General features: G+C 40.0%; 26 protein-coding genes. 24 read left to right on the top strand and 2 right to left on the bottom strand.

Annotated features, from left to right (window positions below; translation table 11 throughout):
• Positions 1-241: 241 nt before the first annotated feature.
• Both PYW42_RS13300 and PYW42_RS13295 read left to right on the top strand, forming a co-directional pair.
• A complete protein-coding gene (locus tag PYW42_RS13300) occupies positions 242-841 on the top strand; it encodes a MarR family winged helix-turn-helix transcriptional regulator (protein WP_002359022.1) in 600 nt (199 codons plus the stop codon).
• A complete protein-coding gene (locus tag PYW42_RS13295) occupies positions 841-2,625 on the top strand; it encodes an ABC transporter ATP-binding protein (protein ID WP_010709044.1) in 1,785 nt (594 codons plus the stop codon). Before PYW42_RS13300 ends, PYW42_RS13295 begins: the two co-directional genes overlap by 1 nt.
• Positions 2,626-2,882: 257 nt before the next feature.
• Here PYW42_RS13295 and PYW42_RS13290 read toward each other — a convergent pair whose 3' ends face one another.
• Positions 2,883-3,770: a MurR/RpiR family transcriptional regulator gene (locus tag PYW42_RS13290; protein WP_002411264.1), complete on the bottom strand. Its 888-nt coding sequence runs from the start codon at positions 3,768-3,770 to the stop codon at positions 2,883-2,885.
• A gap of 375 nt (positions 3,771-4,145) precedes the next feature.
• On the opposite strand from PYW42_RS13290, the gene gnd reads away from it, so the two are divergent.
• From gnd to PYW42_RS13225, 13 genes are all read left to right on the top strand, one after another.
• Complete coding sequence (gene gnd, locus PYW42_RS13285) at positions 4,146-5,081, top strand: phosphogluconate dehydrogenase (NAD(+)-dependent, decarboxylating) (RefSeq protein WP_002411265.1); 936 nt, start codon at positions 4,146-4,148, stop codon at positions 5,079-5,081.
• Between the two features lie 12 nt (positions 5,082-5,093).
• On the top strand, positions 5,094-6,095 hold the full coding sequence (locus PYW42_RS13280; protein WP_002389426.1) for a D-isomer specific 2-hydroxyacid dehydrogenase family protein: 1,002 nt from the start codon (positions 5,094-5,096) through the stop codon (positions 6,093-6,095).
• Between the two features lie 14 nt (positions 6,096-6,109).
• A complete protein-coding gene (locus tag PYW42_RS13275; RefSeq protein WP_010816200.1) occupies positions 6,110-7,216 on the top strand; it encodes an iron-containing alcohol dehydrogenase family protein in 1,107 nt (368 codons plus the stop codon).
• 12 nt (positions 7,217-7,228) lie between these two features.
• The gene (locus tag PYW42_RS13270) at positions 7,229-8,065 is read left to right on the top strand and encodes a PTS mannose/fructose/sorbose/N-acetylgalactosamine transporter subunit IIC (RefSeq protein WP_002354902.1); all 837 of its coding nucleotides are present in this window, start codon (positions 7,229-7,231) and stop codon (positions 8,063-8,065) included.
• A 20-nt stretch (positions 8,066-8,085) separates the two neighbouring features.
• Positions 8,086-8,958: a PTS system mannose/fructose/sorbose family transporter subunit IID gene (locus PYW42_RS13265; RefSeq protein ID WP_002354903.1), complete on the top strand. Its 873-nt coding sequence runs from the start codon at positions 8,086-8,088 to the stop codon at positions 8,956-8,958.
• Between the two features lie 21 nt (positions 8,959-8,979).
• Positions 8,980-9,486, top strand: a complete 507-nt coding sequence (locus PYW42_RS13260) for a PTS system mannose/fructose/N-acetylgalactosamine-transporter subunit IIB (RefSeq protein ID WP_002354904.1) — start codon at positions 8,980-8,982, stop codon at positions 9,484-9,486.
• A gap of 77 nt (positions 9,487-9,563) precedes the next feature.
• Entirely contained in the window at positions 9,564-10,016 is a 453-nt protein-coding gene (locus tag PYW42_RS13255; protein ID WP_002354905.1) for a PTS sugar transporter subunit IIA, read from the top strand.
• 23 nt (positions 10,017-10,039) lie between these two features.
• A complete protein-coding gene (gene uxuA / locus PYW42_RS13250) occupies positions 10,040-11,113 on the top strand; it encodes a mannonate dehydratase (protein ID WP_002388613.1) in 1,074 nt (357 codons plus the stop codon).
• A gap of 4 nt (positions 11,114-11,117) precedes the next feature.
• Positions 11,118-11,771 carry a bifunctional 4-hydroxy-2-oxoglutarate aldolase/2-dehydro-3-deoxy-phosphogluconate aldolase gene (locus tag PYW42_RS13245; protein ID WP_002354907.1) on the top strand — a complete coding sequence of 218 codons (654 nt, stop codon included), beginning with the start codon at positions 11,118-11,120 and terminating at the stop codon, positions 11,769-11,771.
• Positions 11,772-12,084: 313 nt separating this feature from the next.
• A complete protein-coding gene (locus PYW42_RS13240) occupies positions 12,085-12,555 on the top strand; it encodes an ASCH domain-containing protein (RefSeq protein ID WP_002354908.1) in 471 nt (156 codons plus the stop codon).
• Between the two features lie 175 nt (positions 12,556-12,730).
• Positions 12,731-12,949 (top strand): YdbC family protein, encoded by a 219-nt coding sequence (locus PYW42_RS13235; RefSeq protein WP_002381076.1) that lies wholly within the window; start codon positions 12,731-12,733, stop codon positions 12,947-12,949.
• A gap of 16 nt (positions 12,950-12,965) precedes the next feature.
• Positions 12,966-13,850, top strand: coding sequence for a YicC/YloC family endoribonuclease (locus tag PYW42_RS13230; protein ID WP_002365374.1), 885 nt, complete (start codon positions 12,966-12,968; stop codon positions 13,848-13,850).
• Between the two features lie 55 nt (positions 13,851-13,905).
• The gene (locus PYW42_RS13225) at positions 13,906-14,211 is read left to right on the top strand and encodes a hypothetical protein (RefSeq protein ID WP_002383233.1); all 306 of its coding nucleotides are present in this window, start codon (positions 13,906-13,908) and stop codon (positions 14,209-14,211) included.
• Positions 14,212-14,256: 45 nt separating this feature from the next.
• On the opposite strand, the gene PYW42_RS13220 is transcribed toward PYW42_RS13225, so the two are convergent.
• Positions 14,257-15,738, bottom strand: coding sequence for a DUF1958 domain-containing protein (locus PYW42_RS13220; protein ID WP_002389422.1), 1,482 nt, complete (start codon positions 15,736-15,738; stop codon positions 14,257-14,259).
• Between the two features lie 223 nt (positions 15,739-15,961).
• Here PYW42_RS13220 and gmk point away from each other — a divergent pair, with 223 nt between their 5' ends.
• From gmk to rsgA, 9 genes are all read left to right on the top strand, one after another.
• Complete coding sequence (gmk, locus tag PYW42_RS13215) at positions 15,962-16,576, top strand: guanylate kinase (protein WP_002354915.1); 615 nt, start codon at positions 15,962-15,964, stop codon at positions 16,574-16,576.
• A gap of 4 nt (positions 16,577-16,580) precedes the next feature.
• Positions 16,581-16,883, top strand: a complete 303-nt coding sequence (gene rpoZ / locus PYW42_RS13210; protein WP_002354916.1) for a DNA-directed RNA polymerase subunit omega — start codon at positions 16,581-16,583, stop codon at positions 16,881-16,883.
• A gap of 154 nt (positions 16,884-17,037) precedes the next feature.
• On the top strand, positions 17,038-19,470 hold the full coding sequence (gene priA / locus PYW42_RS13205; RefSeq protein ID WP_002389455.1) for a primosomal protein N': 2,433 nt from the start codon (positions 17,038-17,040) through the stop codon (positions 19,468-19,470).
• A 26-nt stretch (positions 19,471-19,496) separates the two neighbouring features.
• Complete coding sequence (gene def, locus PYW42_RS13200; RefSeq protein ID WP_002389420.1) at positions 19,497-19,991, top strand: peptide deformylase; 495 nt, start codon at positions 19,497-19,499, stop codon at positions 19,989-19,991.
• Positions 19,984-20,925 (top strand): methionyl-tRNA formyltransferase, encoded by a 942-nt coding sequence (gene fmt, locus PYW42_RS13195; protein WP_002365369.1) that lies wholly within the window; start codon positions 19,984-19,986, stop codon positions 20,923-20,925. The genes def and fmt overlap by 8 nt, the downstream gene beginning before the upstream one ends.
• Before the next feature lie 5 nt (positions 20,926-20,930).
• Entirely contained in the window at positions 20,931-22,310 is a 1,380-nt protein-coding gene (gene rsmB / locus PYW42_RS13190; protein ID WP_002389414.1) for a 16S rRNA (cytosine(967)-C(5))-methyltransferase RsmB, read from the top strand.
• A gap of 1 nt (position 22,311) precedes the next feature.
• Positions 22,312-23,061 (top strand): Stp1/IreP family PP2C-type Ser/Thr phosphatase, encoded by a 750-nt coding sequence (locus PYW42_RS13185; protein WP_002354922.1) that lies wholly within the window; start codon positions 22,312-22,314, stop codon positions 23,059-23,061.
• Entirely contained in the window at positions 23,058-25,214 is a 2,157-nt protein-coding gene (gene ireK / locus PYW42_RS13180; RefSeq protein ID WP_002365367.1) for a serine/threonine protein kinase IreK, read from the top strand. The genes PYW42_RS13185 and ireK overlap by 4 nt, the downstream gene beginning before the upstream one ends.
• Before the next feature lie 248 nt (positions 25,215-25,462).
• Positions 25,463-26,356 carry a ribosome small subunit-dependent GTPase A gene (gene rsgA / locus PYW42_RS13175; protein ID WP_002411267.1) on the top strand — a complete coding sequence of 298 codons (894 nt, stop codon included), beginning with the start codon at positions 25,463-25,465 and terminating at the stop codon, positions 26,354-26,356.
• The last annotated feature ends 2 nt before the right edge of the window (positions 26,357-26,358 follow it).

The following is a 26,358-nucleotide window of genomic DNA, read 5'->3' as shown; positions in this document are numbered from 1 at the left end:
GAATCAAAACGCTTGGCTTGTGCCAAGCGTTTTTTAGTATTCATGATGAATAGGCAAATAGATTTTTAAGTAGAGGAACAGATGAATCGATAAAACAAATCGGCAGTTTCTGTATGCTATTTTTCATTTTGGTTATATCTACATACAAATAATTAGTTTTTTGTTGACAAAGTAAACTAAATAGATTACTATTTAGTTCGTTAGCTTATATATAAACTAAATAAATTTTTTGGAGGAAATTATGAAAAAAACAGATATTTTAAATAAACTATTAAAAATTGCTCAACAACCTTACTTAATCTTTGCTTCTAGCATAGAGGAGAAACCAGATAACACTTTTGAAACGTTAAAATTGCTTGCTTCTGAAGAAAATGTAACAGCTGGAAGAATCGCTGAATATTTAGATATAAAACCTTCTAGTGTGACACAAATCATAAAAAAATTAGAGTCTGTTAAAGCAGTTAAACGAGTCAAAAATGAATCAGATGCTCGGGTCACATTCGTTGTATTGACCGATAAGGGACGAGAAAGTTTAAGTACTCAAGGAAATATTTCCAATGGATTTAATGAAGAAATGTTTAAGGGCTTTTCAGAGGAGGAACTAGAGTCTTTAAATAATTATTTAGAACGTATAGAAAAGAATATTTCTAGTGAAGAATTTTTAGATAAAATTGAAACAATTTTTGGCGACGATAAAAATTGGGAACATTTCAGAAAAATATCAGCTAGATATGGTAGAGCTAGAGAACAGATGATGGGACATGATGGCTTTGGTAGATTTGGTGAATTCAACGGTGAATACGGTGGCTTTGAAGGATGGAAGAGAGGTCGGAGAAGATAATGGCAGTAGGTGGAGGCGGCAAAAATAGTCATGATTCTATCCGAGCAGATAAAACAAAATTTTCGTTTAAAGAATTTTTAGGCTTAATCAAGATGACAGAGCCTAACTATTTACTGCTTGGCATTGGGATGATATTTCTTGTGATTTCTTCTAGTATCCAAGTGTACGTTCCAAAACTTGCTTCAAGTTTAGTCAATAATTTTCAAAAGGGAGTAGATTATAGTTTATTAGGTAAAGTTGTTGGATTATTTATATTTTCAGCACTCGTTTCTGCATTAGGAGGGACAATTTTAGGTATTTTTGGTGAAAATGTCATCCAAAATATGCGTAAACGCTTATGGAATAAATTAACTATTCTAAAAGTTTCTTATTTTGACTCTGTTAAAGCGGGTGAAATATCCAGCCGGGTCGTAAATGATACTAATCAAGTTAAGCAATTGTTAGCCGTTACTTTTCCTCAAACAATTGCCAGTGTGATTACAGTTATTGGTACGGTATATATGATGATTAAAATGGATTGGCATATGTCGCTTGCTATGGTAATTGCTGTTCCTGTTGTAATCCTTTGTATGATTCCAGTAATGGCATTTGGTTCAAAAGTTAGTCACATTCGCCAAGATGCTATGAGTCAATTTAATGGACTTGCTACTGAAACGTTGAGTGAAATTCGTTTAGTCAAAACTTCTAATGCTGAATCTCAGGCGCAGGTTCGTGCTGCAAATGAAGTGGATCGGTTATTTAATGTAGGGAAAAAAGAAGCAATATTTGATGCATCTATGCAACCAATTATGATGATGGTCTTTATGAGCATGGTATTTGGGCTATTAGCATATGGGATGCATCGAATTGCCATTGGTGTGATGACAATCGGAACATTGATGAGTTTCTTAATGTATCTATTTAATCTTATTGGTGCCATGCCAATCATTGCGACGTTATTTTCTGAAGTAGCTAAAGCAGCAGGATCAACGCGACGAGTGCAAGAATTGTTATCTAGAGAACCTGAAGACTTTGAAAGTGGACAAGATATTGATTTATCGGAAAAGACTTTATCAGTTAAAAATGTAAAATTTTCTTATGAAGATGCGCCAGAAGAACCTATCTTAACAGACATTTCTTTTACTGCTCAGCCAAACCAAGTAATTGCTTTTGCAGGCCCATCAGGTGGCGGGAAATCGACGATTTTTAGTTTAATTGAAAGGTTTTATGAACCTACAGAAGGACAAATTAAATTTGGAGATATTGACATAAAAGATATCAAATTATCAGATTATCGTCGTCAAATCGGCTTTGTATCACAGGATTCTGCGATTATGGTAGGGACAATCAGAGATAATCTAACGTATGGCTTAGCAGAAAACTTCTCAGATGAACAACTATGGGATGTCTTGGAACTAGCATATGCGCGAAAATTTGTAGAAGAAATGCCGGATAAATTGAATACGGAAGTCGGTGAACGTGGCGTTAAAATTTCTGGAGGACAAAGACAGCGTATTGCAATTGCTCGTGCATTCTTGCGGAATCCCAAGATTTTAATGTTAGATGAAGCTACTGCTAGCCTAGATTCAGAATCTGAGATGAAGGTCCAAGAGGCATTGTCTAATTTAATGAAGGGCCGAACGACATTGGTTATTGCCCATAGATTGTCGACAATTGTTGATGCGGATAGCATTTACTTTGTTGAAAAAGGGAAAGTAACTGGTTCAGGAAAACATGATGAGCTAGTAAGTAAACATAAAACTTACGCTAAATATGTGTCCGAACAATTTAAAGTAACGGAATGAACGAAATAAGCAAACTTAAAATGAAGCTAAGACAACACATGCATTTAACTAATTGTCTTAAGATTTAGAAAGAACTTGGACATAACCCCCAAGTTCTTTTTTCTAACTTATTTTTACCCACAAGATAAAAAGCGACCAAAAAATTGGTCGCTTTTTAAATACCTCCATAGTAGTTCACTTGCTTCATAAAATGTAGAGTCACGGTATAAAGCCAATTTGCGAGGACCGATATTACAAAAATAAGCACCATTCAGATCTTACGACAAATAATGCGGATCGGTCTTAGTCGTGCTAATGTTGTCGCGGATTTTTTTCAAGGAATCGGCATTTTGATCAAAATTGTGATGCATCGTATTTGTATATAAAATATCCATTACCGTTAAGTAACTAATCCGTGAAGCCAAGGATTCCGCACGAAACAAGCCTTCTTCGGTGACGACAATAATTGCTTCGTCGGACAAGCCTGCCAACTCTGAACCGCTGTTACCGGTTAACGTAATCATTTTTGCGTTGGTTTTTTTAACTTGTCGTGCTAGGTTGATTGATTCTTTGGTTTTGCCTGAATGGGAAAAAATAAATACGCAATCTTCACTGGTTAATTTTGTGACAAAACTTAACTGCATGTGGTAATCAAAAATGTAGTTGCACCGATAGTTGGTCCGAATGAATTTATGGAAACTATCAAAAGCCACAATCGAGGAGCCGCCTTGCCCGAAAAAGTGAAGCGTTTTGGCAGAGTACATCAAAGCCAACACGTTATCTAACAGCTCCTTTGTTAAGAACTGTGTGGCGTTACTGAGGGAATAAATATTGGCTTGTAAGACTTTTTTAGCAATGGTAATACTATCATCATCTGGTGAAATATCATCGGCGCCATTCACGCTATTGACGTTTTGAAAAGTCGGCTGATAATTAGAATTTCTGGCGATATCAATTTTAAATTCTTGGAACCCAGAATAGCCAATCTTTTTTACAAATTGATACACGGAAGATTGGGAGACGCCAATTTCGTTGGCAAGACTTTCTAACGTCATTTGTGTCAATAATGATTCAGAATGAACAAAGTAATCGGAAATTTTCTTTTCTGTGAGGCTCAAATTCGGTTTTTTGATCCGAATCCGTTGATCCAAATAGTGGTTTTTCATTAACACGTTCCTCCAATCTTATTTTTTTAAAAATAAAATGAATGCCTTTTCATTGTTGGTATAGACTGATTATAGTGGAAAAAGAGGACAAATACAATTTCTCTTTTTCTCCACAAAAAAGAAATTCTTTAAAAAAAGCCAAAAAAAATAAATAATCTTTTTTCTGAAAAATGAAGGGGTCTTGAAAAGACTTCTCTCAACTAAAGAAAGTAGCCAGTAAAAAGAACGTGATACCAAGAGATTTACTTGTGTTTTTTGTATGAAAGCTCCTTAAAAATAAAAACGTTTTACCTTTTGAGTAGGCAAGATTTTTGCTAAAAAATAAAAAATATTTTTTAATTAGTGTAATCGTTTACATTATTTTTTTTATCCTTTATGATTGAAGTATCAAAAGAGGCAGGTGAAAGAAAAATGGGCATTGGCTTTATTGGACTTGGGAAAATGGGTTTGAACATGGCATTAAATGTTCACGAACAAGGCTGGCCCATTATTGGCTTTGATGTGACAAAGGAAGCAAGAGCGACTGCTAGAGAGCAGGGGCTTTCCGTTGTAGATTCGTTACCGGAATTGTTGAAAGCGCTTAATAAAAGGAAGGTGATTTTTTTAAGTACCCCCGCTGGTCAGATTACCAATCAATTAGTGGCAGAATTGGTAGAGCAATTAGCACCAGAGGATATCATTGTGGATAGTGGCAATTCAAATTTTCATGATAGTGTCGCGAATGCTCAACTTGCTGAGGAAAAAGGAATTTATTTTATTGATTGTGGTACTTCTGGTGGCATCAAAGGAGCGCGGGAAGGAGCTTGTTTAATGGTTGGCGGTGCGCCTGAAGCTGTCAAAGTGTTAACCCCATTTTTTGAAGATTTAGCTTGTGAACAAGGGTATCTTTATGCTGGGAAATCAGGAGCTGGTCACTATTTGAAAATGGTGCACAACGGGATTGAGTACGTCATGATGCAAGCCATGGGCGAAGGATTCAATTTATTAGAAGCTGCCGAATATGATTTTGCGTTGGAGAAAGTAGCCGATGTGTGGAATCACGGCTCGATTATTGAAGCTCGCTTGATGGGCTTAGCGAAAGAGGTTTTTGCGGAAAATCCTACGTTAGCCAATCTAGAAGGGAAAGTGGCAGCAAATGGCGAAGCCAAATGGATGATTGAAGAAGCATTGCGTTTGGAGATGCCCGTCCCAACTACGGCGTTGTCCTTATTTACTCGAAATGAAAGTATGCTAGCAAATCATTTTTCAAACAAAGTGGTCGCTTCTTTGCGACAAGGATTTGGCGGGCATGAAGTCGTAAAAAGTCAGTAAAGGAGTTTAGTCATGTTAAAAAAACAAAAAATTGCCATAGTGAATTCCAGTAGTTTTGGTCAAATTTTTCCTGAACACTTGACGCGCTTAGAAAAAATAGGCACCGTGAAGCATTTTACAGTCGACAGTGAAATTGGTGGCAAAGAGTTAGCGGAATGTTTACAAGGATATACGATTATTATTGCTAGCGTGACGCCATTTTTCACGAAAGAATTTTTTGAACATAAAGATGAATTATTGCTGATTTCTCGCCATGGTATTGGGTATAACAACATCGATTTAGACGCTGCAAAACAGCACGAGACAATTGTTTCCATCATCCCAGCTTTAGTAGAACGAGATGCCGTGGCGGAAAACAATGTCACAAATTTACTAGCTGTTTTACGGCAAACCGTGGCTGCAGATGCCAGCGTTAAAGCAGATCAATGGGAAAAACGAGCGAATTTTGTCGGTCGGACGTTATTTAACAAAACTGTGGGTGTCATTGGTGTTGGGAACACAGGAAGTTGTGTCGTGGAGACGTTACGAAACGGATTTCGCTGTGACGTGTTAGCGTATGATCCCTATAAATCCGCCACTTATCTGCAAAGTTATGGAGCCAAAAAAGTAGACTTAGATACGTTGCTAGCTTCAGCTGACATCATTTGTTTATGTGCCAATTTAACTGAAGAAAGTTATCACATGATTGGCTCGGCGGAAATTGCCAAGATGAAAGACGGCGTCTATCTTTCCAATAGCGCACGAGGCGCCTTGATTGATGAAGAAGCCATGATTGCCGGCTTAGAATCGGGCAAAATTGCTGGGCTTGGGACAGATGTTTTAGAAGAGGAACCAGGTCGGAAAAATCATCCTTATCTTGCGTTTGAAAATGTAGTAATGACGCCGCACACCTCCGCTTATACCATGGAATGCCTGCAAGCGATGGGAGAAAAATGCGTGCAAGATGTGGAAGACGTGGTGCAAGGTATTTTACCTCAACGGGCAGTGCAAGAAGTCAGTCGTTACGTTAGTTAAGAAGGAGGAGGAGCATGTTAACTGATTTAAAAGTGAAAGTTGGACCGCAATTTTATCGTTACCACGAAGGCGCCTTAGCTTCGGTGCCGTCACTTTTCAAGGAATATCACGCCCAACGAATTTTGGTGGTGCATGGCACCGTATCCTTTGAAAAAGCTCAGCCATTTTTACCATTCTTGGCAGATTCAGAGTATCAATTCTTCTATCACACTTACACAGGAGAATGTAGTTATTTTGGCGCCGAACAAATTTCACAGCAAATAAAGGAACACCAGATTGACTTTCTTCTGGGAGTCGGCGGCGGTAAGCTAGCCGATTTAGTGGGCTACAGCGCCCATTTAAACAATCTGAATTTTGGCTTGGTCCCTACTTTGGCTAGTAACTGTGCGCCGTGGACACCATTAGCTGTGATGTATCAAGAAAATGGCGCGGCCGAAGGCAAAACGGAACATTTCTTTCGCCAAGCTGCGTTTTTAATCACTGATCCTAAGTTGCTTCTTGATGCGCCCCGTGATTATTTTGTCGCTGGTTTAGCTGATACGTTAGCGAAATGGTATGAATCAGAGACCATTTTACGCCAAGCCCATTTGCAAGGGGAACCCTTTTTACAATTAGCGGGAGCGACCGCCAAGCTTTCGCAAGAAGCGATTATGCGGGACTCAAAATCAGCCTTAGCAGCGATGGACGAGGGCAAACTCACGCCTGAATTTGTCCATCTTTCAGAAATTGTTTTCGCTGTTTCTGGATTAGTCGGCGGCTTCGGCGACAAATACGCCCGCAATGCAGCAGCACACGCCATGCATGATGCTATGAGTAAATTTTTACCAAAAAGTCATGACTATTTACATGGCGAAAAAGTAGCTTACGGCATCTTCTATCAATTAGCATTGGAAAAAAGGTGGGCCATCATAGACGCATTAATCCCTTTTTATCAAGAGCTAAACTTGCCCATGTCGTTACGACAAATGGGCCTTTACCCAGAAGAAGAAGCAGTACTCGATACAATGGTTCAATTTATTGATTCAAAAGAAAAGGTTCATTTAATTCCTATTGAGATTTCGGAAGAACGTTTACGTCAAGGGATTGAAGAGCTAGAAAAGTATATCCAAAACCAAGGATAAGAAGGAGGAACTATGGAAACGTTAAGTGTTTTACAAAGTTTGATAATGGCGCTTTGGGTGGCAGCAATTATGTCCAGATGGCTTGGAGGAGGAGCAACGTTAACGTTGCGTTTCTCGCCCTTAATGACAGGGTTAGTAGCAGGTTTAGTGATGGGCGATGTCCCGAAAGCGATGATTGTCACCGCAGCATTACAAATGATTTACATGGGTGTTTTTTCACCAGGTGGCTCTATGCCAGCAGAACCATCAATTGCGGCAGCGATTGCTGTGCCAGTTGCGTTGCTAGGGAATTTGAAGCCGGAAGCGGCTATCGCCGTAGCGGTTCCTGTCGGTCTTTTAGGAAGTTATTTATATCAATTCCGTTTCTTTATTAACACGTTTTTAGGGAAGTATACCGATCGTGCGGTGGCTGAACTAAATTCTAAAAAAATTGCCCGCTCAATTATCTGGTATCCAACGATTGCCTCATTTATTTTATTCGTTCCATTAGTCTTTTTTGCTCTTTATTTAGGGGCACCAGTCATTGCCGATATTATTAAAGCATTAGAAGGAACCGTTGTGATTCACGTGTTAGAAGTAGTCGGTGGTGGTTTAGCCGCAATTGGGATTGCGACAACGGTCTATGTCATTGGTCGAAAAGATTTCTTGGTTTTCTTTTTCCTTGCATACTTCATGAGTATCGTCTTTAAGTCATTGGAAATTACCATGGTAACGTATGCCATCTTTGGCGTAATTATTGCGTTAATTTTTGTGCAAGTCCAAAAAGGCAAACCTGTAGCAGAAAGTGCTGGTTCCGCCAGTGCCACCACTGATTTTGATGATGATGACGATTACGATGATGGGTTTTAAAAGAAAAAGGAGGAACTGAAATGACGGAAACAACAGAAAAAGTCGTGCCGAAAACAACGAATTTAGCACCAGAAGAAATTACCAATAAAGATGTTACAAAAGCCTATCTCCGTTGGCATTTTGCCAATGAAATTCCCCATTCCTTTGAACGTTACTTGGCGCCTTCGTTATTGTACGCAATGATGCCACTTTTAAAGAAATTATATAAAGACGATGAACAATTAAAAGCCGCTTATATGCGTCAACTGCTGTTTTTCAATACGCAATTAAGCTGGGGCGGCGGTGTCATTACTGGGTTGATGGCTTCCATGGAACAAGAGCGGGCCAAAGAAGAACATGAAGGCCGCGAAATCATGATGCAAGATGATTTAATGTATAACACCAAAGCTGGCTTGATGGGCGCGTTAGCTGGGATTGGTGATGCGATTGACTCAGGCACGGTTCAATATATTTTTATTGCGATTGCGGTGCCGTGGGCGCAACAAGGTAGCGCATTAGGTGCGATTTTCCCATTTGTGGCGTTTGCCCTTTATCAAGTACTGTTAGGTGTGTTCTTTGCGAGACAATCCTTCAAAATGGGGCGGAATGCCACAGGCTTAATGCAAAGTGCGGGGATTCAAAAAGCCATTGAAATGTTATCTGTTTTAGGGTTGTTCATGATGGGGATTTTAGCTGGTAATTATGTCAAAGTTTCTTCAACCCTTCAATTTAAACTTTCTGGCCGTGAGTTTGTGGTCCAAGATATCCTTGATCAGATTGTCCCAGGACTCTTGCCGCTAGCTGTCGTAATGGGCGTGTATTGGTTCTATACGAAAAAAGGCTTGAAAGTTACGCAAGCATTATTGTGGTTAACAGGTATCCTAATTGTCTTAGCAACAGTCGGTATTTTATAAAAAGAAAAGGACGTGAATCAGATGGGCGTAGTAAATTTAGCAAGAGTAGATGAACGATTAATTCATGGACAAGTGATGGTGACCTTGTCCCAAAAAAGTGGCGTTAATTCCATTTTCGTTGTCGATGAAGTGGTGGCAAAGGATAAATTTATGCGTGATTTATACAAAAGTGCAGGCAGTCGGACAGGACAAAAAACCATTGTCATTACGCCGGAAAAAGCCAAATTTTATTGGGATGAATACCAATTCAAAGAGTACAACTGTATTTTAATCGCTAAAACCGTCTCTGTAATTTATGACTTAGTAAAACACGGAGTCCCTATGAAGGAGTTAAACATCGGCGGTATTGCACAGAAGAATCCAGAAAAAGATTTATTAGTAACCAAATCAGTTTATTTAAACAAAGAAGATGCCGAAAAATTAAAAGAACTACATGAGGTGTATGGCGTAGAAGATATTTATTTCCAAGCAACGCCTTCTGCACCAAAAACTAGTTTAAAAGAGGTTTTAGGCAAATTTAATTTATAGAAAAGGACAGTCGCTTGAGTCATTGCATGACTGTTTGAAGTAATGACTCAAGCCACTGAATTGAAGGAGGAACTTTTATGTTAGGGATTGTGATTGCTACACACGGTGCACTAAGTGACGGTGCGAAAGACGCAGCTACCGTGATTATGGGCGCAACCGAAAATATCGAAACCGTTAATCTAAATAGTGGCGACGATGTCCAAGCACTAGGCGGACAAATTAAAACAGCGATTGAGAACGTCCAACAAGGGGATGGCGTGTTGGTCATGGTTGACTTATTAAGTGCGAGTCCTTACAATCAGGCAGTTTTGGTGATTAACGAACTCGAACCAGCACTACAAAAGAAAATCTTTGTGGTGAGTGGTACCAACCTACCAATGGTCTTAGAAGCGATAAACCATCAATTATTGGGCACACCGATTGCTGAAGCGGCGCAAGCGATTGTTGCGCAAGGCAAAGAAAGTGTGCAAGCATGGGATATTTCTATGACTTCATTTGAGGATGAAGAGGATGAGGACGATGATTTTTAAGAATGTAGTAAAGGGTGAAAGCAATGAAATGGGGATTTAGATGGTACGGAGCGGCAGGCGATGCCATTCCGTTAAAACATATTCGACAGATTCCAGGAATTACTGGTGTTGTCGGTACCTTGTTAAATAAACTACCAGGTGATGTTTGGACAGTAGCCGAAATTCAGGCACTTAAACAATCGGTGGAGCAAGAAGGATTAGCACTTTTAGGAATTGAAAGTGTCGCTATTCATGATGCCATTAAAGCGGGGACGGATCAACGAGACCACTATATTGATAATTATCGCCAGACGTTGCGTAACTTGGGGAAATGCGGAATTTCCTTAGTGTGCTACAGTTTCAAACCTATTTTTGGTTGGGCTAAAACAGACTTGGCGTATGAGAATGAAGATGGCAGCTTATCGTTGTTATTTGATCAAGCTGTGGTAGAGAACATGCAGCCAGAAGACATGTATCAATTAATTCACAGTCAGTCAAAAGGATTCCGGTTACCAGGTTGGGAAGAGGAGCGTTTGCAACAATTTCAAGAATTGAAAGCCATGTATGCCGGCGTAACAGAAGAAGATTTGGTCGAAAATTTGCGCTACTTTTTAGAACGTGTGATTCCTGTCTGTGAAGAAGAAAATATCAAAATGGGGATTCACCCCGATGATCCACCTTGGGAAATTTTTGGTTTGCCAAGAATCACTAAAAATTTAGCGGATTTAAAACGGATCCTTTCCTTGGTGGACTCACCAGCAAATGGGATTACATTTTGTACAGGTTCCCTCGGTGCGGACCCGACGAATGATTTGCCTACTATGATTCGTGAAATAGGTCACAGAATTAATTTTGTTCATTTCCGCAATGTGAAGTATTTAGGTGAGCATCGTTTTGAAGAAACGGCGCATCCGAGTGTCGCTGGTTCGTTAGATATGGCGGAATTAATGCAAGCACTGGTAGACGTAGGGTATGAAGGCGTTATTCGTCCTGACCATGGGCGGGCAATTTGGGATGAAAAAGCGATGCCTGGTTATGGTTTATATGATCGAGCAATGGGGTTGACCTATATTCAAGGACTGTACGAAGCAACCAAAGCCAAACAAAATAGGAAGTGACAGAATGGAAACAAAAGTTGAAAAAAATCAACTGTATCAACAATTAGCGACATGTAAACTTTTACCACTATACACTGCAACAGATTTACGCTATTTGCCACAAGTAGAATCAGTCTTAGTAGAAAACGAATTACCGTTTATTGAAGTTACTTTTCGGAGTCAGCTGGCCTTGCCTGCCATCAAACAACTTGCTGCTTCAGGGAATTTAATTGTGGGCGCAGGAACTGTTAGAACCTTGAAAGAAGCCCAAGAGGCAGTAGCGAACGGTGCACAGTTCATTGTTTCCCCAGCGATTGTTCCAGAAGTCATTGATTTTTGTCTGGCAAATGAGGTGCCTATTTTTCCAGGAACAGCTACGCCTGGGGAGATTCAGCGAGCGCTGGCGTATGGCTTACGAGTGGTTAAATTTTTCCCAGCCGATATTTACGGCGGGTTAAAAGCCATCAAAAGTTTAAGTGGCCCGTTTTATGATGTTCAATTTTTACCAACTGGTGGGATTGATGAAACAAACTTTATAGAGTATGTGGAAGCAAAAGAAGTATTAGCAGTGGGCGGTTCCTTTATTTTATCAGAAAAGATGCTTCAAGAAGATGAAGCTTCGGCACGCCAGCATGTTCAATCTTTACTCACGAAAATCAAAGAACGACAAGCAAAATAAAAAGATGGGGTCGGGACAGAAGCGTTTAACTCCGAGAAATAAGAAGGAATTTCCGAAAATTGTTCTGTAATTTTTGGAGAATTTCGGCTTATTTCCGAAGGAGTTGCTTCTGTTCCCGCCGTTTATAAGTTTTTGAGCGTGGAGCAAAAATCCAAAGTGATTTTTGTCCCACGCTCTCTTTTTTTTCTGTCCAAATACTACTGACATTATTTTAGTTTTCATTTTGTAAAAATAGTATAGGAGAAAAGCAATCAGTTATGTATAATTAGTGAAAGAAGGTTGCGTGAAGTAAAAATAAAAAGGAGAGCAAAGGATGTTAAAAAATGTAGAAGTGTTCTGGCAAAACTTTTTAGATAAACATGAATTAGATATGTTGATGCCCGATGTGTGGATGTTTGGTGATGGCTCTTCTGAGATGGGTAACCGTTTGGGTCAATTGGTTGTTTCTGGTCGTAAGACAGCGACATGTTCTTCTTTAGATATTTATAAGATGGAAGAAGAACAACTCCCTAAAGCTGGTCAATACGACATAATTTTAGATGGTCAGTCTCAACCGCTGGCTATTATTCGAACAACCAAAGTTGAAATTATGCCCATGAATAAGGTCTCAGAATCTTTTGCACAAGCGGAAGGTGAAGGAGATTTGACGCTGGATTATTGGTATGAAGAGCATGCACGGTTCTTTAAAGAAGAACTGGCCCCCTATCAGCTACAATTTTATCCCGACATGTTGTTAGTTTGCCAAAGTTTTGAAGTGGTGGATCTTTATACAGAAAAAGAATAGACAGAGAAGCGGTGACTGACACGATTGAAACGAGCAGTCGCCGCTTTTTTTACTGATTTTTTGAAAAAGTTGCGTATGTTTATATAGACAGGGTGATAGAAAAGAGATGTGTATTTTAAGTGTCGAGGAAAAGATGGTACAATAACCTAAGGAATACTAACAAGGAGTGAATGTTATGAAAGAAGAATTTTCATATGAAATTTTAGAAGAAGTCGCTGTGTTATCTGAGAATGCTCGTGGCTGGCGTAAAGAATTGAATTTAATTAGTTGGAATGGTCGTCCACCAAAATTTGATTTGCGTGAGTGGGCCCCTGATCACGAAAAAATGGGTAAAGGCATCACCTTAACCAACGAAGAATTTGCTGAATTAAGCAAAACAATTAAATCCATGTAAAAGGAGCACCCTGTCAATGAAAAGTATGACTGGATTTGGAAAAAAGACCATTCAAAATGAAAATTATCAATTGGATATCGAAGTCAAAAGTGTCAACCAGCGGTTTTTAGATATTCAATTGCGTATGCCAAAGGAACTGAATGCCTATGAACTGGTGATTCGGCAAGTAATCAAACGCACGTTAAAACGTGGACGTGTGGAAGTCTATGTAAATCTCCAAAAAATCGGCAACAATCAAAAAGAAGTGCGCGTGCAGTGGGACTTAATTGATCAATTATTAACTTCGGTAGATCAACATTTAAAGGAAAACTATCCGGAAGCAACGTTTGATGCAGGGGACACGGTCAACCATTTATTAAAGCAAAATGATTTTGTCGAAATAGTGGAAGCAGAAATCGTTGATCAGACATTTGAACCATTTCTTGTTCAAGCATTTGAAGCAGCCATCGCTAGTCTTGACCAAAGCCGTGTGCAAGAAGGAACGCAAATTAAACAAGTCCTGCTTGACTATGTAGCAGTGTTGACCCAATCAATTCAAGAACTGCAAGCTTTTGTGGGCGTTTTTGAACAAGAATACCGTCAACGTTTTGAAGCGAAATTAAACGAATGGTTAGGTAGCCAAGTGGATGAAACACGCTTATTAACAGAAATGGCCATTTTATTGGAAAAAGGCGATATTCATGAAGAATTGGATCGTTTGGATATCCATATTGATAAGTTGCATCAGTTGCTTGACGAAACAGAACCAGTGGGCCGAGAACTAGATTTCTTAATTCAAGAAATGAACCGTGAAGTCAATACGATTGGTTCGAAATCAAGTCCAATTGAAATAAAAAATAGTGTCGTTCAAATGAAAACAACCTTAGAAAAGATTCGTGAACAAATTCAAAATGTCGAATAGAGAAAATGGTTTCGTGTTTTTCCAGAAAACGCTATAATATAGAAGTAACGAATAAATGACAGAGGTGAAAGCAATGACTAAATTTTATGATGTAACCTTTCAAGAATTAAGTGGTCGTTCTGTGGTAAAAACAGAAGTCGCTTCAGACAGAGAACCATTTGACGTCTGGCAAGATGCTTGTGCAAGCTATTCTGAAACAGAATTAAATATCCAAATTAACGAAGACACGTTTGTTACTTTGAATCGTCACTTTGTTGTTCGCATTGACGTGAAAGAAGTTGACGGCCCTGTCGACAAACAAGTTCGTCGTCGCGATGAATTGATGAACGTGGTCAATACGCTTTCTAATATGGGCTTATAAAAAATGCCACCAAGCATTTCACGCTTGGTGGTATTTTTTTTTTAATTAGAATAAAAGAAACAAGCCAACGGCGCATAGGAAAGAAAGAACTGCGGCACTTAAAAAGATTGTCCGCATGGCTGCAGTTTTACTGCTTTCTTTGCCGTGTTTTTTCTGACGTTCTAAACGTTTTTGAAGCTGACGGGTAATTACTGAGAAGATCAGCCCGAAAAGGACTAAAACACTTGTGGCAATCGATTTGGGAATAAAATGATTCGGTTCTGCAACGGTGGTATCCCCAGAATGTTCGTTTGATTCTTCCGCAGCTTCAGCTGTTGTTTGTTTTGGCTTAACTTCTTGGTAAGCCACTTTAGGCGCTTGAACAGTACTATTTAACAATGTCAAAGGCGTGTCGACTTGCACCTGCCCTGCTACTAATTTAAAAGTAGGCTGACTGCCTTTGGGAACGACACCGTATAAATCGTTAGCCAAAGTGACTTTTTTGTGATCAATGGTTTGTGGTCCTTTGTCTAAAAGTTTTTTGCGTTCGTATGTCGTATAGGCATAGTCCAGCAAAGCATTCCCAGCAACATGCCGTTCGTATTCACCATCTTGGTTTTGCCAATTACCAACGCCTAAAATGACTTCAATTAAACGGAAATCTCCTTGTTTGACAGTCGCAATATAGTTAAAGCCGCCTGTTGGACTAGAGCCTGTTTTTAAACCATCCACGCCTTGATAACCATACTTAGCGCCTGGTAAAGAATAATTGTACGCTTCAAACGTTTCCTCGTAAGGCGTGCCGACCATTGTTTTCACCACTGGTTTATTGGTGATTTCTAAAATTTCTGGATAATTTTTCAGAAAATGATAGGTTAGTGAAGCTAAATCTCTAGCTGTAGAGACGTTATCGCCATTTGGGTCAATTCCTTGCATTTGATACAGGCCGTTAAAGGCACTTGCTTGCGCCCCACTGCAGTTGTAATAGGTAGTATTTGTCATCCCTAATTCAGCCGCTTTTTGATTCATTAAATGAACAAAGTCAGTAGGCTGGTTCCCTGAAATTAAGTTTGCCAACATGAGAGTCGCCACATTAGAAGAGGGGACAGCAATCATTTTTAACAGTTCACGGACTGGATAAGCAACACCTAACGTAATTTTGTTATTACTAATGGCATATATTTTAGAAATATCGACATCTTTTTGCGTAGCAGTCACAGTCGTATCCATTGTAAATTTTCCTTGCTCCATTGCTTCAAAGGCCAAGTACATGGTCATCACTTTGGCAATACTGGCAGGATTCCACGCTAAATCTGGTTGCTGCGACCAGAGAATTTCTCCAGAATCAGCATCAACAACGATGGCTGCTTTGGGAATGCCATCCGCTTTCAGGGTCGTCCCCATTTTTTTAGCAATCGCGGTAATATCTTCTTCTGCGTGAGTCACAGTAGGTTGGGCAAAAAAGGCCCCACAACTGACAACTAAGCCTAGCAGAAACAATGTAAATGGTTTAATTCGTGCGATGTTTCTCAGTCCTTTCTTATTCACGTTTTTTTCATCCTAAAGGAGTCATCACTTCATTTTACTTAAAAAATGGCTGCCTGTATAGGAATTCTAGGTAATTTGTTTAAAAAAAGAACAAGTTATGAAAGCCAAATTAAAGAAGAAATGTTATTTTTTCAGTGAATCTCCAAGAAAGTCTTGAAAATTGCAGAAAAAAAGTGCAAAATAGAACTAATACTGTGAAATTATGTTTTGAAAGGAAGTCGTTATGTCAGAGCGCGGGTTATTAATCGTATTGTCAGGTCCTTCAGGAGTGGGGAAAGGGACTGTAAGAAAGGCTATTTTCGACAGTGAAGAAAATGATTTTCAATATTCAATCTCAATGACCACTCGGAAACAGCGAGAAGGCGAAGTGGATGGAGTAGATTACTATTTCCGTTCAAGAGAAGAATTTGAAGCGATGATTGAAGCTGGAGAAATGTTGGAATATGCGGAATATGTTGGTAACTATTATGGGACACCATTAACGTATGTTAACCAGACGCTAGATGAAGGCAAAGACGTCTTTTTAGAAATCGAAGTCCAAGGGGCTAAACAAGTCAAAGACAAAGTGCCTGATGGCGTATTTATCTTTTTGACACCCCCCGATTTAGCGGAATTAAAATCAAGAATTATTGGCCGCGGAACAGACGAAATGTCTGTGATTGAAGAACGAATGGCTGTGGCCAGAGAAGAAATCGAAATGATGGCGCTGTATGATTATGCGGTAGTGAATGATGAAGTTCCTTTAGCCGTGCAACGAATTAAAGACATTATCGCGAGTGAGCACTTCCGTGTTGACCGTGTAATTGGAAAATATATTAAAATGTTAGAGGAGATGTAGCCTTATGATGTTAAAACCGTCAATTGACTCATTATTAAAAGAAGTCCCTTCAAAATATTCTTTGGTTATTTTAGCAAGCAAACGTGCGCATGAATTAGATGAAGGCGTTCAACCAACCGTTGAATCCTTTGATTCTGTAAAAAGTGTGGGTCGTGCGTTAGAAGAAATCGAAGCAGGAACAGTGATCAGTGATCCAAATCCTGAAGAAAAACGCGAACGTCTACGCATTGAACGTGAAGAACGCAAACGCCAACGTGAACAAGAACAAAAAGAATTAGAAAACCGTTTACGTGACGAAAAAAATTAATTGAATGATTGTCAACGAATGGAGAAAGCCGTCTGTCTATTTCAGAGGCTTTCTCTTCGTTTATTCTGAAAGGTGCCAACGAGACACACAAGACAAATCAGTCAATCTTTAGTACAATAGGCAAAGAGAATTTACATAAAAAGGAGGATGCACCATGCAAAAAGTAGCCAAAGTTATTGTGGATGTACCAACGATGCAAACCGATCAACCATTCACTTATTTAGTTCCTGAAAATTTAAATGAGCAATTGGCTGTCGGCATGCGTGTAGAAGTGCCTTTTGGTAACGGTAATCGGCATGTTCAAGGGTTTGTTCTAGCCATTGAACCAATGGCTGCAATGGTTCTTGACGAAACAAATGTTCAGTTGAAAGAACTAGTGGCGGTGTTGGATTTAAAACCTGTTTTAAATACAGAAATGTTGGCTTTAGCTGATTATATGAAGGAAAAAACGTTTGCCTTTAAAATCACTTGTTTGCAAACCATGTTGCCTAGCGTAATGCGTGCCGATTACCAAAAATATATTTATTTAACGGATGAGCTTTCTGAAGAATTACAAGATCAGTTATTTTATGGTTTAGAGGAAATTTCGTGGGACCAAGCGCAAGAACGTGGGCTTTTGCCTCAACTAATGGCGTTGCGTAAACAGCAAAAAGTCGATATTCGCTACGAAGTTACGACGAGAAATAAAGTCAAAATGGTCCGCTTCATTCAAGCCGCTAAGGAATTTGAACAATTAGAGGAAATTCGTTTGGGTTTACGCAAGGGAGCTAAGAAGAAAGAGCAACTTCTTTACTATTTACAACGCTTGGGCACTGAAAAAGTCACCGCTGTGAAGGAAATGAAAGAATTAGGTTTCAGTACCGCGCTTTTAAATGAAGCGGCCAAAAACGGCTGGTTAACGTTCATTGAAAAAGAGGCGTATCGTGATCCGTTTGCTAATCAGACGTTTGAAAAAACGACTGCGTTATCTTTGAATGCAGAACAACAGGTGGCTGTGGAAACAATCTTACAATCGGTCCAAGAACAGCAAAGCCAAACCTACTTATTGGAAGGTATTACAGGAAGCGGGAAAACAGAAGTTTATCTACAGGTCATTGCAGAAGTTCTTAACCAAGGCAAAACAGCCATTATGCTTGTCCCTGAAATTTCTTTAACTCCGCAAATGGTGCAACGCTTTAAAAGTCGCTTTGGCGAACATGTTGCTGTAATGCACAGTGGCTTATCGCAAGGTGAAAAATACGATGAGTGGCGGAAGATCGAACGAGGAGAAGCGGAAGTGGTGGTTGGCGCGCGTTCAGCCATTTTTGCGCCAATCGAAAACATCGGTGTGATCATTATTGATGAAGAACACGAGGCAAGTTATAAACAAGAAGAAACCCCCCGCTACCACGCGAGAGATTTAGCGATTTGGCGTTCGGAGTACCATCATTGCCCTGTTGTTTTAGGTAGTGCCACGCCGTCCTTGGAATCACGCGCTCGCGCACAAAAAAATGTTTATCAGCGGTTACGATTAACACAGCGTGCCAATCAAGCGGCAACCTTGCCTACGATTGATGTAGTGGATATGCGGCAAGAAGTAGAAAATGGCAATGTCTCTTCTTTTTCCATGTCGTTACAAGAAAAACTCCAAGAACGCTTAGAGAAAAACGAACAAAGTGTTCTCCTACTTAATCGCCGTGGCTATTCGTCATTTGTGATGTGTCGCGATTGTGGCTATGTGTTGCCGTGTCCGAATTGTGATATTTCCTTGACTTTGCATATGGATAGTAAAACAATGAAATGTCATTATTGTGGGCATGAAGAACGGATTCCTTATCGCTGTCCTAACTGTGGCCAAGATAAAATTCGCTACTACGGAACAGGCACACAAAAAGTAGAAGAAGAATTACAAACGTTATTACCAGACAGTCGTATTCTCCGAATGGATGTTGATACGACCCGTCGCAAAGGTGCGCATGAAAAAATTTTGCGAACATTTGGTGAAGGACAAGCGGATATCTTATTAGGCACACAAATGATTGCCAAAGGACTGGACTTTCCAAATGTGACGTTAGTCGGTGTCTTAAATGCTGATACCGCCTTGAATTTACCCGATTTTCGTTCCAGTGAACGGACCTTCCAGTTATTGACACAGGTCAGTGGCCGAGCTGGTCGTGCTGAAAAACCGGGAGAAGTCATCATTCAATCTTTTAACCCCGAGCATTATGCGATACAATTGGCAAAAGCCCAAGATTATGAAGATTTTTATACAAAAGAAATGTATATCCGTCATCGTGGGGATTATCCGCCGTACTATTTTACGGTCCAAATTACGGCTAGCCATCCTGAAGAAAATGAAGCAGCGAAACAAATGTTTCAAATTGCGACGAAATTAAAACAAGGCTTATCGCCGCAAGCTATTTTGTTGGGACCAACGCCTAACGCAATTATGCGTGTCAATAATCGATACTTTTATCAAGTGATTATCAAGTATAAACAAGAACCAATGCTTCAACCATTATTGAAAGAAATTTTAACCGATACACAACGAGCAACGGCTCGTGGTTTAAAGCTTTCCATTGATGCAGAACCCATGAATTTTATTTAAAAAATACAGCTTTGAAAGGAGCACTTATGCGCTATCCAGTTGTGATTCACCCGAACGAACACTTAAAAATGAAGGCTCAACCTGTGACGATTATTACCGATGAAATTGTGCAGTTACTAGAGGATATGTATGAAACAATGCTGGCCCATGATGGGATTGGCTTAGCAGCCCCGCAAATTGGTAAAAATTTGCAAATGGCAGTGATTGAAATCGATGAAGAATCTGGTCATTTTGAACTAATTAATCCAGTGATTATTGAAAAAAAGGGAACCAGTATTGATGTGGAAGGCTGTTTAAGTATTCCAGAAACATATGGAACCGTTGAACGAGCAGATGAAGTGACTGTCCGTTATTTTGACCGTGAAGGTGAAGAAATGGAAGTTACGGCTTACGGCTATTTAGCTCGAGCTTTTCAACACGAAATTGATCATTTGAATGGCGAGTTATTTATCGACAAAATGATTGAGAAAATTGCACCAGAAGATTTAGAAGCGTATATGGAGGAACATTTTGATGACTAAAATTGTATTTATGGGTACACCAGCCTTTTCTGTTCCGATTTTAGAAAGTTTAATCGAGGCAGGCTATGACGTTCAAGCGGTTGTCACGCAACCAGATCGACCAGTTGGCCGAAAAAAAGTGATTACCCCAACGCCTGTCAAAGAAGCAGCTTTAAAACATAACTTATTAGTCTTACAACCAGAGAAAATTTCAGGTTCTCCTGAAATGGAAAAAGTGATTGACTTAGCACCAGATTTAATTGTGACAGCAGCCTTTGGACAATTTTTACCAGAGAAAATTTTAAAAGCGCCCAAACTAGGTGCGATTAATGTCCATGCCTCACTTTTACCAAAATATCGTGGCGGCGCACCTGTACATTACTCGATTATTGAAGGAGAAAAAGAAACAGGCGTCACGATTATGGAAATGGTGAAAAAAATGGATGCTGGCGCGATTTTATCGCAACGTGCAATTCCGATTACGAAACAAGACGATGTAGGCACCATGTTTGAAAAATTAAGCATTCTAGGAAAAGAACTTTTATTAGAGACGTTACCTAAGCTAATTGCTGGCGAAATCACGCCTATTCCACAAGTGGAAGAAGAGGCTACTTTTTCACCAAATATTACCCGGGAACAAGAACGAATTGACTGGCAAAAAACTGCTGAGGCAATCGATAACCAAGTGCGTGGTATGCGTCCTTGGCCAACAGCGTTCACAACCTATCAAGGGACCAACTGGAAAATTTGGGCAGTGACACCACTGACTGAAACAACAACTAGCGCCCCAGGAACGATTATCCAACGTAGTAAAAAAGCGCTATGGATTGCTTGTGGCGAAGGGACAGTCCTTCAAATTGATCGCCTGCAACCAGCAGGTAAAGGTCAATTAACGATTCAAGAATTTTTAAATGGCGTTGGTCAAAATGTCGCAGAAAAAGATAAGGTGGACTAACAAAAATGGCTGAAAAAATCCCCAAGAAATTAAAACGTTCTGTTCGATACGTTGCTTTAGAAACCATCGAACGTGTGGATAAAGGTGGGGCGTACTCCAATCTTTTACTTAATGAAATGATGACAAAATCAGAACTAAGCGAGAAAGATGGCCGCTTGTTTACAGAACTTGTCTACGGCACAATTAGTCGCAAATTATTGTTGGAATACTACTTAACACCATTTGTTAAGAAACCGCAAAAAGTCGATAATTGGGTGAAAAATTTATTGATTTTATCGTTATATCAATTACTTTATTTAGATAAAGTGCCCGATCATGCAGTCATTAATGAAGCGGTTGAAATTGGCAAACGTCGTGGCAATCCTGGGATTGGTAAATTCGTGAATGGCGTGCTGCGGGCGTTCCAACGAAATGGAGCACCTAGTTTGGCAGCAATTAGCGATCCAGTTGATCGTTTAGCCACGGAAATTAGCATGCCACGTTGGTTAACAGAAAAATTGCTTGCCCAATTAGGCGAAGAAGAAACACGGCAGTTAGGTTTGTCATTATTTGAAAAAAGCCATGCGAGTGGCCGAGTAAACACACGGTTTATTTCACGAGAAGAAGCGCTGGAAGAATTACAAGAAACAGGGATTGCCGCGAAGGAAAGTCAACTTTCCCCTTATGGTGTTGTCGCTGAAAAAGGCTACTTAGCTGGTAGTGAACTGTTTATTAACGGTTGTTTAACTATTCAAGATGAAAGCTCTATGCTCGTGGCTCCAGCGATGCAAATTGAACCGCATCATTGTGTCTTGGATGCCTGCGCGGCTCCTGGTGGTAAAACGACTCATATCGCAACTTTTTTAGAGGCTGAAGCAGGTGGTCGTGTGACCTCTTTAGATATTCATGCGCACAAAATTAAGCTAATTAATGAAAATGCGCAACGCCTCCATGTGGCGGATGTCGTCCAAGCAGAAAAGCTTGATGCGCGACAAGTGGCCGAAGAATTTCCCGCAGAAACCTTTGATCGGATTTTAGTTGATGCGCCATGTTCAGGCTTAGGGCTAATGCGCCGTAAACCAGACATTAAATACCATAAAACGGCCAATGATTTTCAAAATTTACCTAAAATTCAGTTAGAAATCTTAGAAAGTGTTGCCCCAACACTAAAACAATGGGGTATAATGGTCTATAGCACTTGTACTATTACGCCAGAAGAAAATCAGGAAGTGGTGGCAGCCTTTTTAGCCAAACACCCTGAATTTGAAAAAATTGAAATTGTTGCAAATGAAAATGTCCAAGCAGTAGTAAAAGAGCAAGAACTGGTTCTGTATCCCCATCAATACATGACAGATGGCTTCTTTATTTGCTGTATGCGGAAAGTTAGTTCAAATGAGGTGAAATAATTTGGAAATCAACGTTCAATCAGATGTCGGTCGCAAAAGAAATACGAACCAAGATTATGCCAACGTTTTTGAGAACCAACAACACATAACCTTTGCTGTTTTAGCAGATGGCATGGGTGGCCACCAAGCAGGTGATGTCGCTAGCCAAATGGCAGTCAATAATTTAGGTGAGAGTTGGTCCAATGCGTCTGTCGACTCAGCTGAAAAATCTGCACAGTGGTTAATTCAAGCAATTCAAAAGGAAAATGAAAAAATTTATGAACGCGGACAATCGAAACCAGAGTATTTAGGAATGGGGACAACCGTGGTTGGTGCCATCCTTTTACCGGATTCATTTGTCTTAGCAAATGTGGGGGACAGTCGTGCTTATTTAGTTCGTGACCAACACATGTTACAATTAACAGAAGATCATTCTTTAGTGAATGAACTAGTAAAATCAGGGGAGATTACTCGTGAGATGGCTGCAAATCATCCACGAAAAAATGTCCTAACACGTTCTTTGGGAATGCCTGGCACTGTTGAAGTCGATGTAACCAATCATGAATGGCTGCCTAATGACTATTTACTGTTATGTTCGGACGGTTTAACCAATATGGTTCCTGAGACAAAAATTTTAGAAATTTTAGAGACGTCAGATCCCTTAGAATCCAAATTAAGCCAACTCGTTGCCCAAGCAAATGAAGCGGGTGGTTTAGATAACATTACCGTGTTAGTGATACACTTTGACGAACAGAAGGAGGAAAACCAATGATAGAAATCGGCAAGAAGCTGAATGGTCGATATCACATTATTGGCAGCATCGGAAGCGGCGGCATGGCCAACGTCTATTTAGCACACGATTTAATTTTAGACCGAGACGTTGCAGTAAAAGTCTTGCGCTTTGACTTCCAAAACGATCAAGCCGCCATCCGACGTTTTCAGCGTGAAGCACTAGCCGCAACTGAGCTGGTTCACCCGAATATCGTCAGTGTGTACGATGTAGGCGAAGAAGATGGACTACAATATTTAGTCATGGAATATGTGAAAGGAATGGACTTAAAACGTTACATCCAAACGCATTTCCCAATCCCTTATTCCACAGTTGTGGACATTACACAACAAATTTTATCTGCTGTCGCAATGGCACATGAACATAGAATTATTCACCGGGATTTAAAACCGCAAAACATTCTGATTGACGAACACGGCACAGTCAAAATTACTGACTTTGGGATTGCGATTGCTTTGTCAGAAACGTCAATTACGCAAACGAACACAATGTTAGGTTCGGTGCATTACTTATCGCCAGAACAAGCGCGCGGAAGCATGGCGACTAACCAATCAGATATTTACGCTGTGGGAATTATTCTCTATGAAATGCTAACGGGGAATGTACCTTTTGATGGTGAATCAGCCGTAACGATTGCCTTAAAACATTTTCAAGAAGAAATTCCCTCTGTTAAAATGTTTGATCCAGGGATTCCTCAATCATTGGAAAATGTGGTTCGTCATGCAACCGCAAAAGACCCAAGCGATCGCTACAAAACAGCGAATGAGATGGCAGAAGACTTATACACGTCCTTGTCAGCCAGTCGTTTAAACGAACCTGCGTGGGAACCAACGGCTTTATTAGGAGAAACGAAAGTATTAACTCCGATTCCCGAAGACATCGCTGAACCGGAAGAGACAACGCCTGTCGAAGTCCCAGAAGATATCGCAGATGACATTTTAGCTGAACAACCACCGAAGAAAAACCGTAAAAAATTGTGGATTGGCTTAGCAATTGCGGCATTAATTGCTTTAGCAATAGGTGGCTTAGCCTTTGCAATGTCGGGTGGTAAAGACGTTGAAGTTCCTGATGTTACAAATGAAACGAAAGCGGACGCTTCACAAGCGCTACAAAGTGCCGGGCTGAAAGTCGATAGTGAAACCAAAAAAATTCCCGATGATAAGATTGAAGAAGGCAAGGTGGTCAAAACAGACCCCGAAGCAAAATCATCTGTGAAAAAAGGCCGATCTGTTACTTTATATATCAGCTCTGGAACAGAAAAAATTGAGATGGCCGATTATACAAACGAATCGTATGAATCTGCTGTCGAAGCCTTGAAAAAACTAGGGTTTTCAGAAGACCAAATTACAACGAAAAAAGAATACAGTGATTCTGTGTCTACAGATAACATTATTAAACAAAAACCAGCTGCAGGTAAAAAAGTTGATCCGAAAAAAGACAAAGTCACTTTAACGGTCAGTGAAGGACCAGAAGCGGTTACTTTGCCTAGTTACGCCGGTTATTCTTACACAAATGCAGTAAATGCACTGGCACAGTTAGGCATTTCTGAATCTCAAATTACGCGTGTCGACCAAGCAAGCGATACGGTAGAACCAGGTTTAGTCATTACGCAAGACCCCGCACCAGGTGGCACCGTGACACCTAAAAATGGCCAAGTGACGTTATATGTAAGTAAAGGTAGCGACAAAGTGACACTTTCTGATTATAGCGGAATTTCTTACGATAATGCGGTAAGTCGCTTAATTGCTTTAGGTATCCCAGAATCTCAAATTAAACGAGTGGACGAAGAAAGCGACAAGGTTGAAAAAGATACTGTGATTAGTCAAGAACCAGCTTCTGGTACCGCTGTTGATCCGAAAAATGACACGATTACTTTACATGTCAGCAAAGGCAGCGACTCAGTAACTGTTCCCGATATTTCAGGTTATTCGCCAAAAGCTGCAGAAGACAGCATCAATAACGCTGGCCTTAAAATCAATGAACAAGGATTATCTGGCTCTGGCGATGGCCAAGTCGTTGAACGAACTAGCCCATCCGCTGGCAGCAAAGTCAAAAAAGGCGACTCTGTTACAGTTTATTATTCAAAAGCAAATGATTCAAAAAGCACCACTAGTGAAAGTAGTACGAGTAATTAAGACAAGAGGTTGGGACAGGAGTGTTTAGCTTCAAGAACCAAGTAGGTACTGTTTAACATCTATTTGCTTTTCAAATAGTGTTTCTCAGCAATAAGAAGAAGCTGCTCCTGTCCCACCGTTTATCTTAAGATTTAAGTCTAGGAAGGTAAGTCATTTCGACTTATGTCCTAGGCTCTTTTTAATTAATAGAATCGAGAGGCTCCCTTGATTTCTCTGCCACTATCCTGTATATTCGAAAGTAGTTAGGAGTGGTTTATCTGAAAGGTCAAATCAGAAAAGCGTTAAGCGGTTTTTATTATGTATACGCAGATGGAGAAACATATCAAACAAGAGCGCGAGGGAATTTTCGTAATCGAAAAATTACGCCACTCGTGGGAGATGAAGTACTTTTTGAAAGCGATAATTTAACAGATGGTTATGTGTTGGAAATTTTACCAAGACGAAATGAATTAGTGCGCCCGCCTGTTGCAAATGTGGATCTAGGTGTGGTTGTCATGAGTATGGTTTCGCCAAATTTTTCGTTTAATTTGTTGGATCGTTTCTTAGTCAGCTTAGAGTATAAGGATATAGAACCAGTTATTTATTTAACGAAAGTTGATCTATTAGATGAGCCGCAACGTCAAGAAGTCACTGAAATTAAACAGATTTATGAAGCGTTAGGTTATGCGGTAATCGCTTCGGAAGACGTAGAAGCCACCAAAGAATTAGAACGCTTTTTCCCAGAACGGTTGACTGTTTTTATGGGACAATCAGGCGCTGGAAAATCAACATTGTTGAATCAAATTTCACCAGAATTACAACTAGCAACTGCGGAAATTTCCCAATCTTTAGGACGGGGCAAACATACGACCCGTCACGTGGAATTGATTCCGTTATACGACGGTTTGGTTGCTGATACACCAGGATTTAGTGCCATCGATTTCTTGGAGATGGAAGCAGTGGAATTACCAAAGCAATTTCCTGAATTTGTTGCCGCGGCCTCTCACTGTAAGTTTCGTGAATGTATGCACCACAAAGAACCTGATTGTGAAGTGAAACGTCAAGTGGAAGCGGGAACCATTGCGACGAGTCGTTACGAAAATTATTTACAGTTTTTAATGGAAATCAAGAATCGACGACCTGTTTATAAGAAAAAATCATAGCA

It is taken from the genome of Enterococcus faecalis (genome assembly GCF_029024925.1).
In the GTDB taxonomy this organism is placed as follows: domain Bacteria; phylum Bacillota; class Bacilli; order Lactobacillales; family Enterococcaceae; genus Enterococcus; species Enterococcus faecalis.
The sequence above is the reverse complement of the archived record's forward strand: the minus strand, read 5'-3'. Positions and strand labels throughout refer to the sequence as shown.

Excerpts from the sequence above, each read along its gene's own strand:
- PYW42_RS13300 (WP_002359022.1), top strand. The coding sequence starts at position 242 with ATGAAAAAAACAGATATTTTAAATAAACTATTAAAAATTGCTCAACAA.
- PYW42_RS13295 (WP_010709044.1), top strand. The coding sequence starts at position 841 with ATGGCAGTAGGTGGAGGCGGCAAAAATAGTCATGATTCTATCCGAGCA.
- PYW42_RS13290 (WP_002411264.1), bottom strand. The coding sequence starts at position 3,770 with ATGAAAAACCACTATTTGGATCAACGGATTCGGATCAAAAAACCGAAT.
- gnd (WP_002411265.1), top strand. The coding sequence starts at position 4,146 with ATGATTGAAGTATCAAAAGAGGCAGGTGAAAGAAAAATGGGCATTGGC.
- PYW42_RS13280 (WP_002389426.1), top strand. The coding sequence starts at position 5,094 with ATGTTAAAAAAACAAAAAATTGCCATAGTGAATTCCAGTAGTTTTGGT.
- PYW42_RS13275 (WP_010816200.1), top strand. The coding sequence starts at position 6,110 with ATGTTAACTGATTTAAAAGTGAAAGTTGGACCGCAATTTTATCGTTAC.
- PYW42_RS13270 (WP_002354902.1), top strand. The coding sequence starts at position 7,229 with ATGGAAACGTTAAGTGTTTTACAAAGTTTGATAATGGCGCTTTGGGTG.
- PYW42_RS13265 (WP_002354903.1), top strand. The coding sequence starts at position 8,086 with ATGACGGAAACAACAGAAAAAGTCGTGCCGAAAACAACGAATTTAGCA.
- PYW42_RS13260 (WP_002354904.1), top strand. The coding sequence starts at position 8,980 with ATGGGCGTAGTAAATTTAGCAAGAGTAGATGAACGATTAATTCATGGA.
- PYW42_RS13255 (WP_002354905.1), top strand. The coding sequence starts at position 9,564 with ATGTTAGGGATTGTGATTGCTACACACGGTGCACTAAGTGACGGTGCG.
- uxuA (WP_002388613.1), top strand. The coding sequence starts at position 10,040 with ATGAAATGGGGATTTAGATGGTACGGAGCGGCAGGCGATGCCATTCCG.
- PYW42_RS13245 (WP_002354907.1), top strand. The coding sequence starts at position 11,118 with ATGGAAACAAAAGTTGAAAAAAATCAACTGTATCAACAATTAGCGACA.
- PYW42_RS13240 (WP_002354908.1), top strand. The coding sequence starts at position 12,085 with ATGTTAAAAAATGTAGAAGTGTTCTGGCAAAACTTTTTAGATAAACAT.
- PYW42_RS13235 (WP_002381076.1), top strand. The coding sequence starts at position 12,731 with ATGAAAGAAGAATTTTCATATGAAATTTTAGAAGAAGTCGCTGTGTTA.
- PYW42_RS13230 (WP_002365374.1), top strand. The coding sequence starts at position 12,966 with ATGAAAAGTATGACTGGATTTGGAAAAAAGACCATTCAAAATGAAAAT.
- PYW42_RS13225 (WP_002383233.1), top strand. The coding sequence starts at position 13,906 with ATGACAGAGGTGAAAGCAATGACTAAATTTTATGATGTAACCTTTCAA.
- gmk (WP_002354915.1), top strand. The coding sequence starts at position 15,962 with ATGTCAGAGCGCGGGTTATTAATCGTATTGTCAGGTCCTTCAGGAGTG.
- rpoZ (WP_002354916.1), top strand. The coding sequence starts at position 16,581 with ATGATGTTAAAACCGTCAATTGACTCATTATTAAAAGAAGTCCCTTCA.
- priA (WP_002389455.1), top strand. The coding sequence starts at position 17,038 with ATGCAAAAAGTAGCCAAAGTTATTGTGGATGTACCAACGATGCAAACC.
- def (WP_002389420.1), top strand. The coding sequence starts at position 19,497 with ATGCGCTATCCAGTTGTGATTCACCCGAACGAACACTTAAAAATGAAG.
- fmt (WP_002365369.1), top strand. The coding sequence starts at position 19,984 with ATGACTAAAATTGTATTTATGGGTACACCAGCCTTTTCTGTTCCGATT.
- rsmB (WP_002389414.1), top strand. The coding sequence starts at position 20,931 with ATGGCTGAAAAAATCCCCAAGAAATTAAAACGTTCTGTTCGATACGTT.
- ireK (WP_002365367.1), top strand. The coding sequence starts at position 23,058 with ATGATAGAAATCGGCAAGAAGCTGAATGGTCGATATCACATTATTGGC.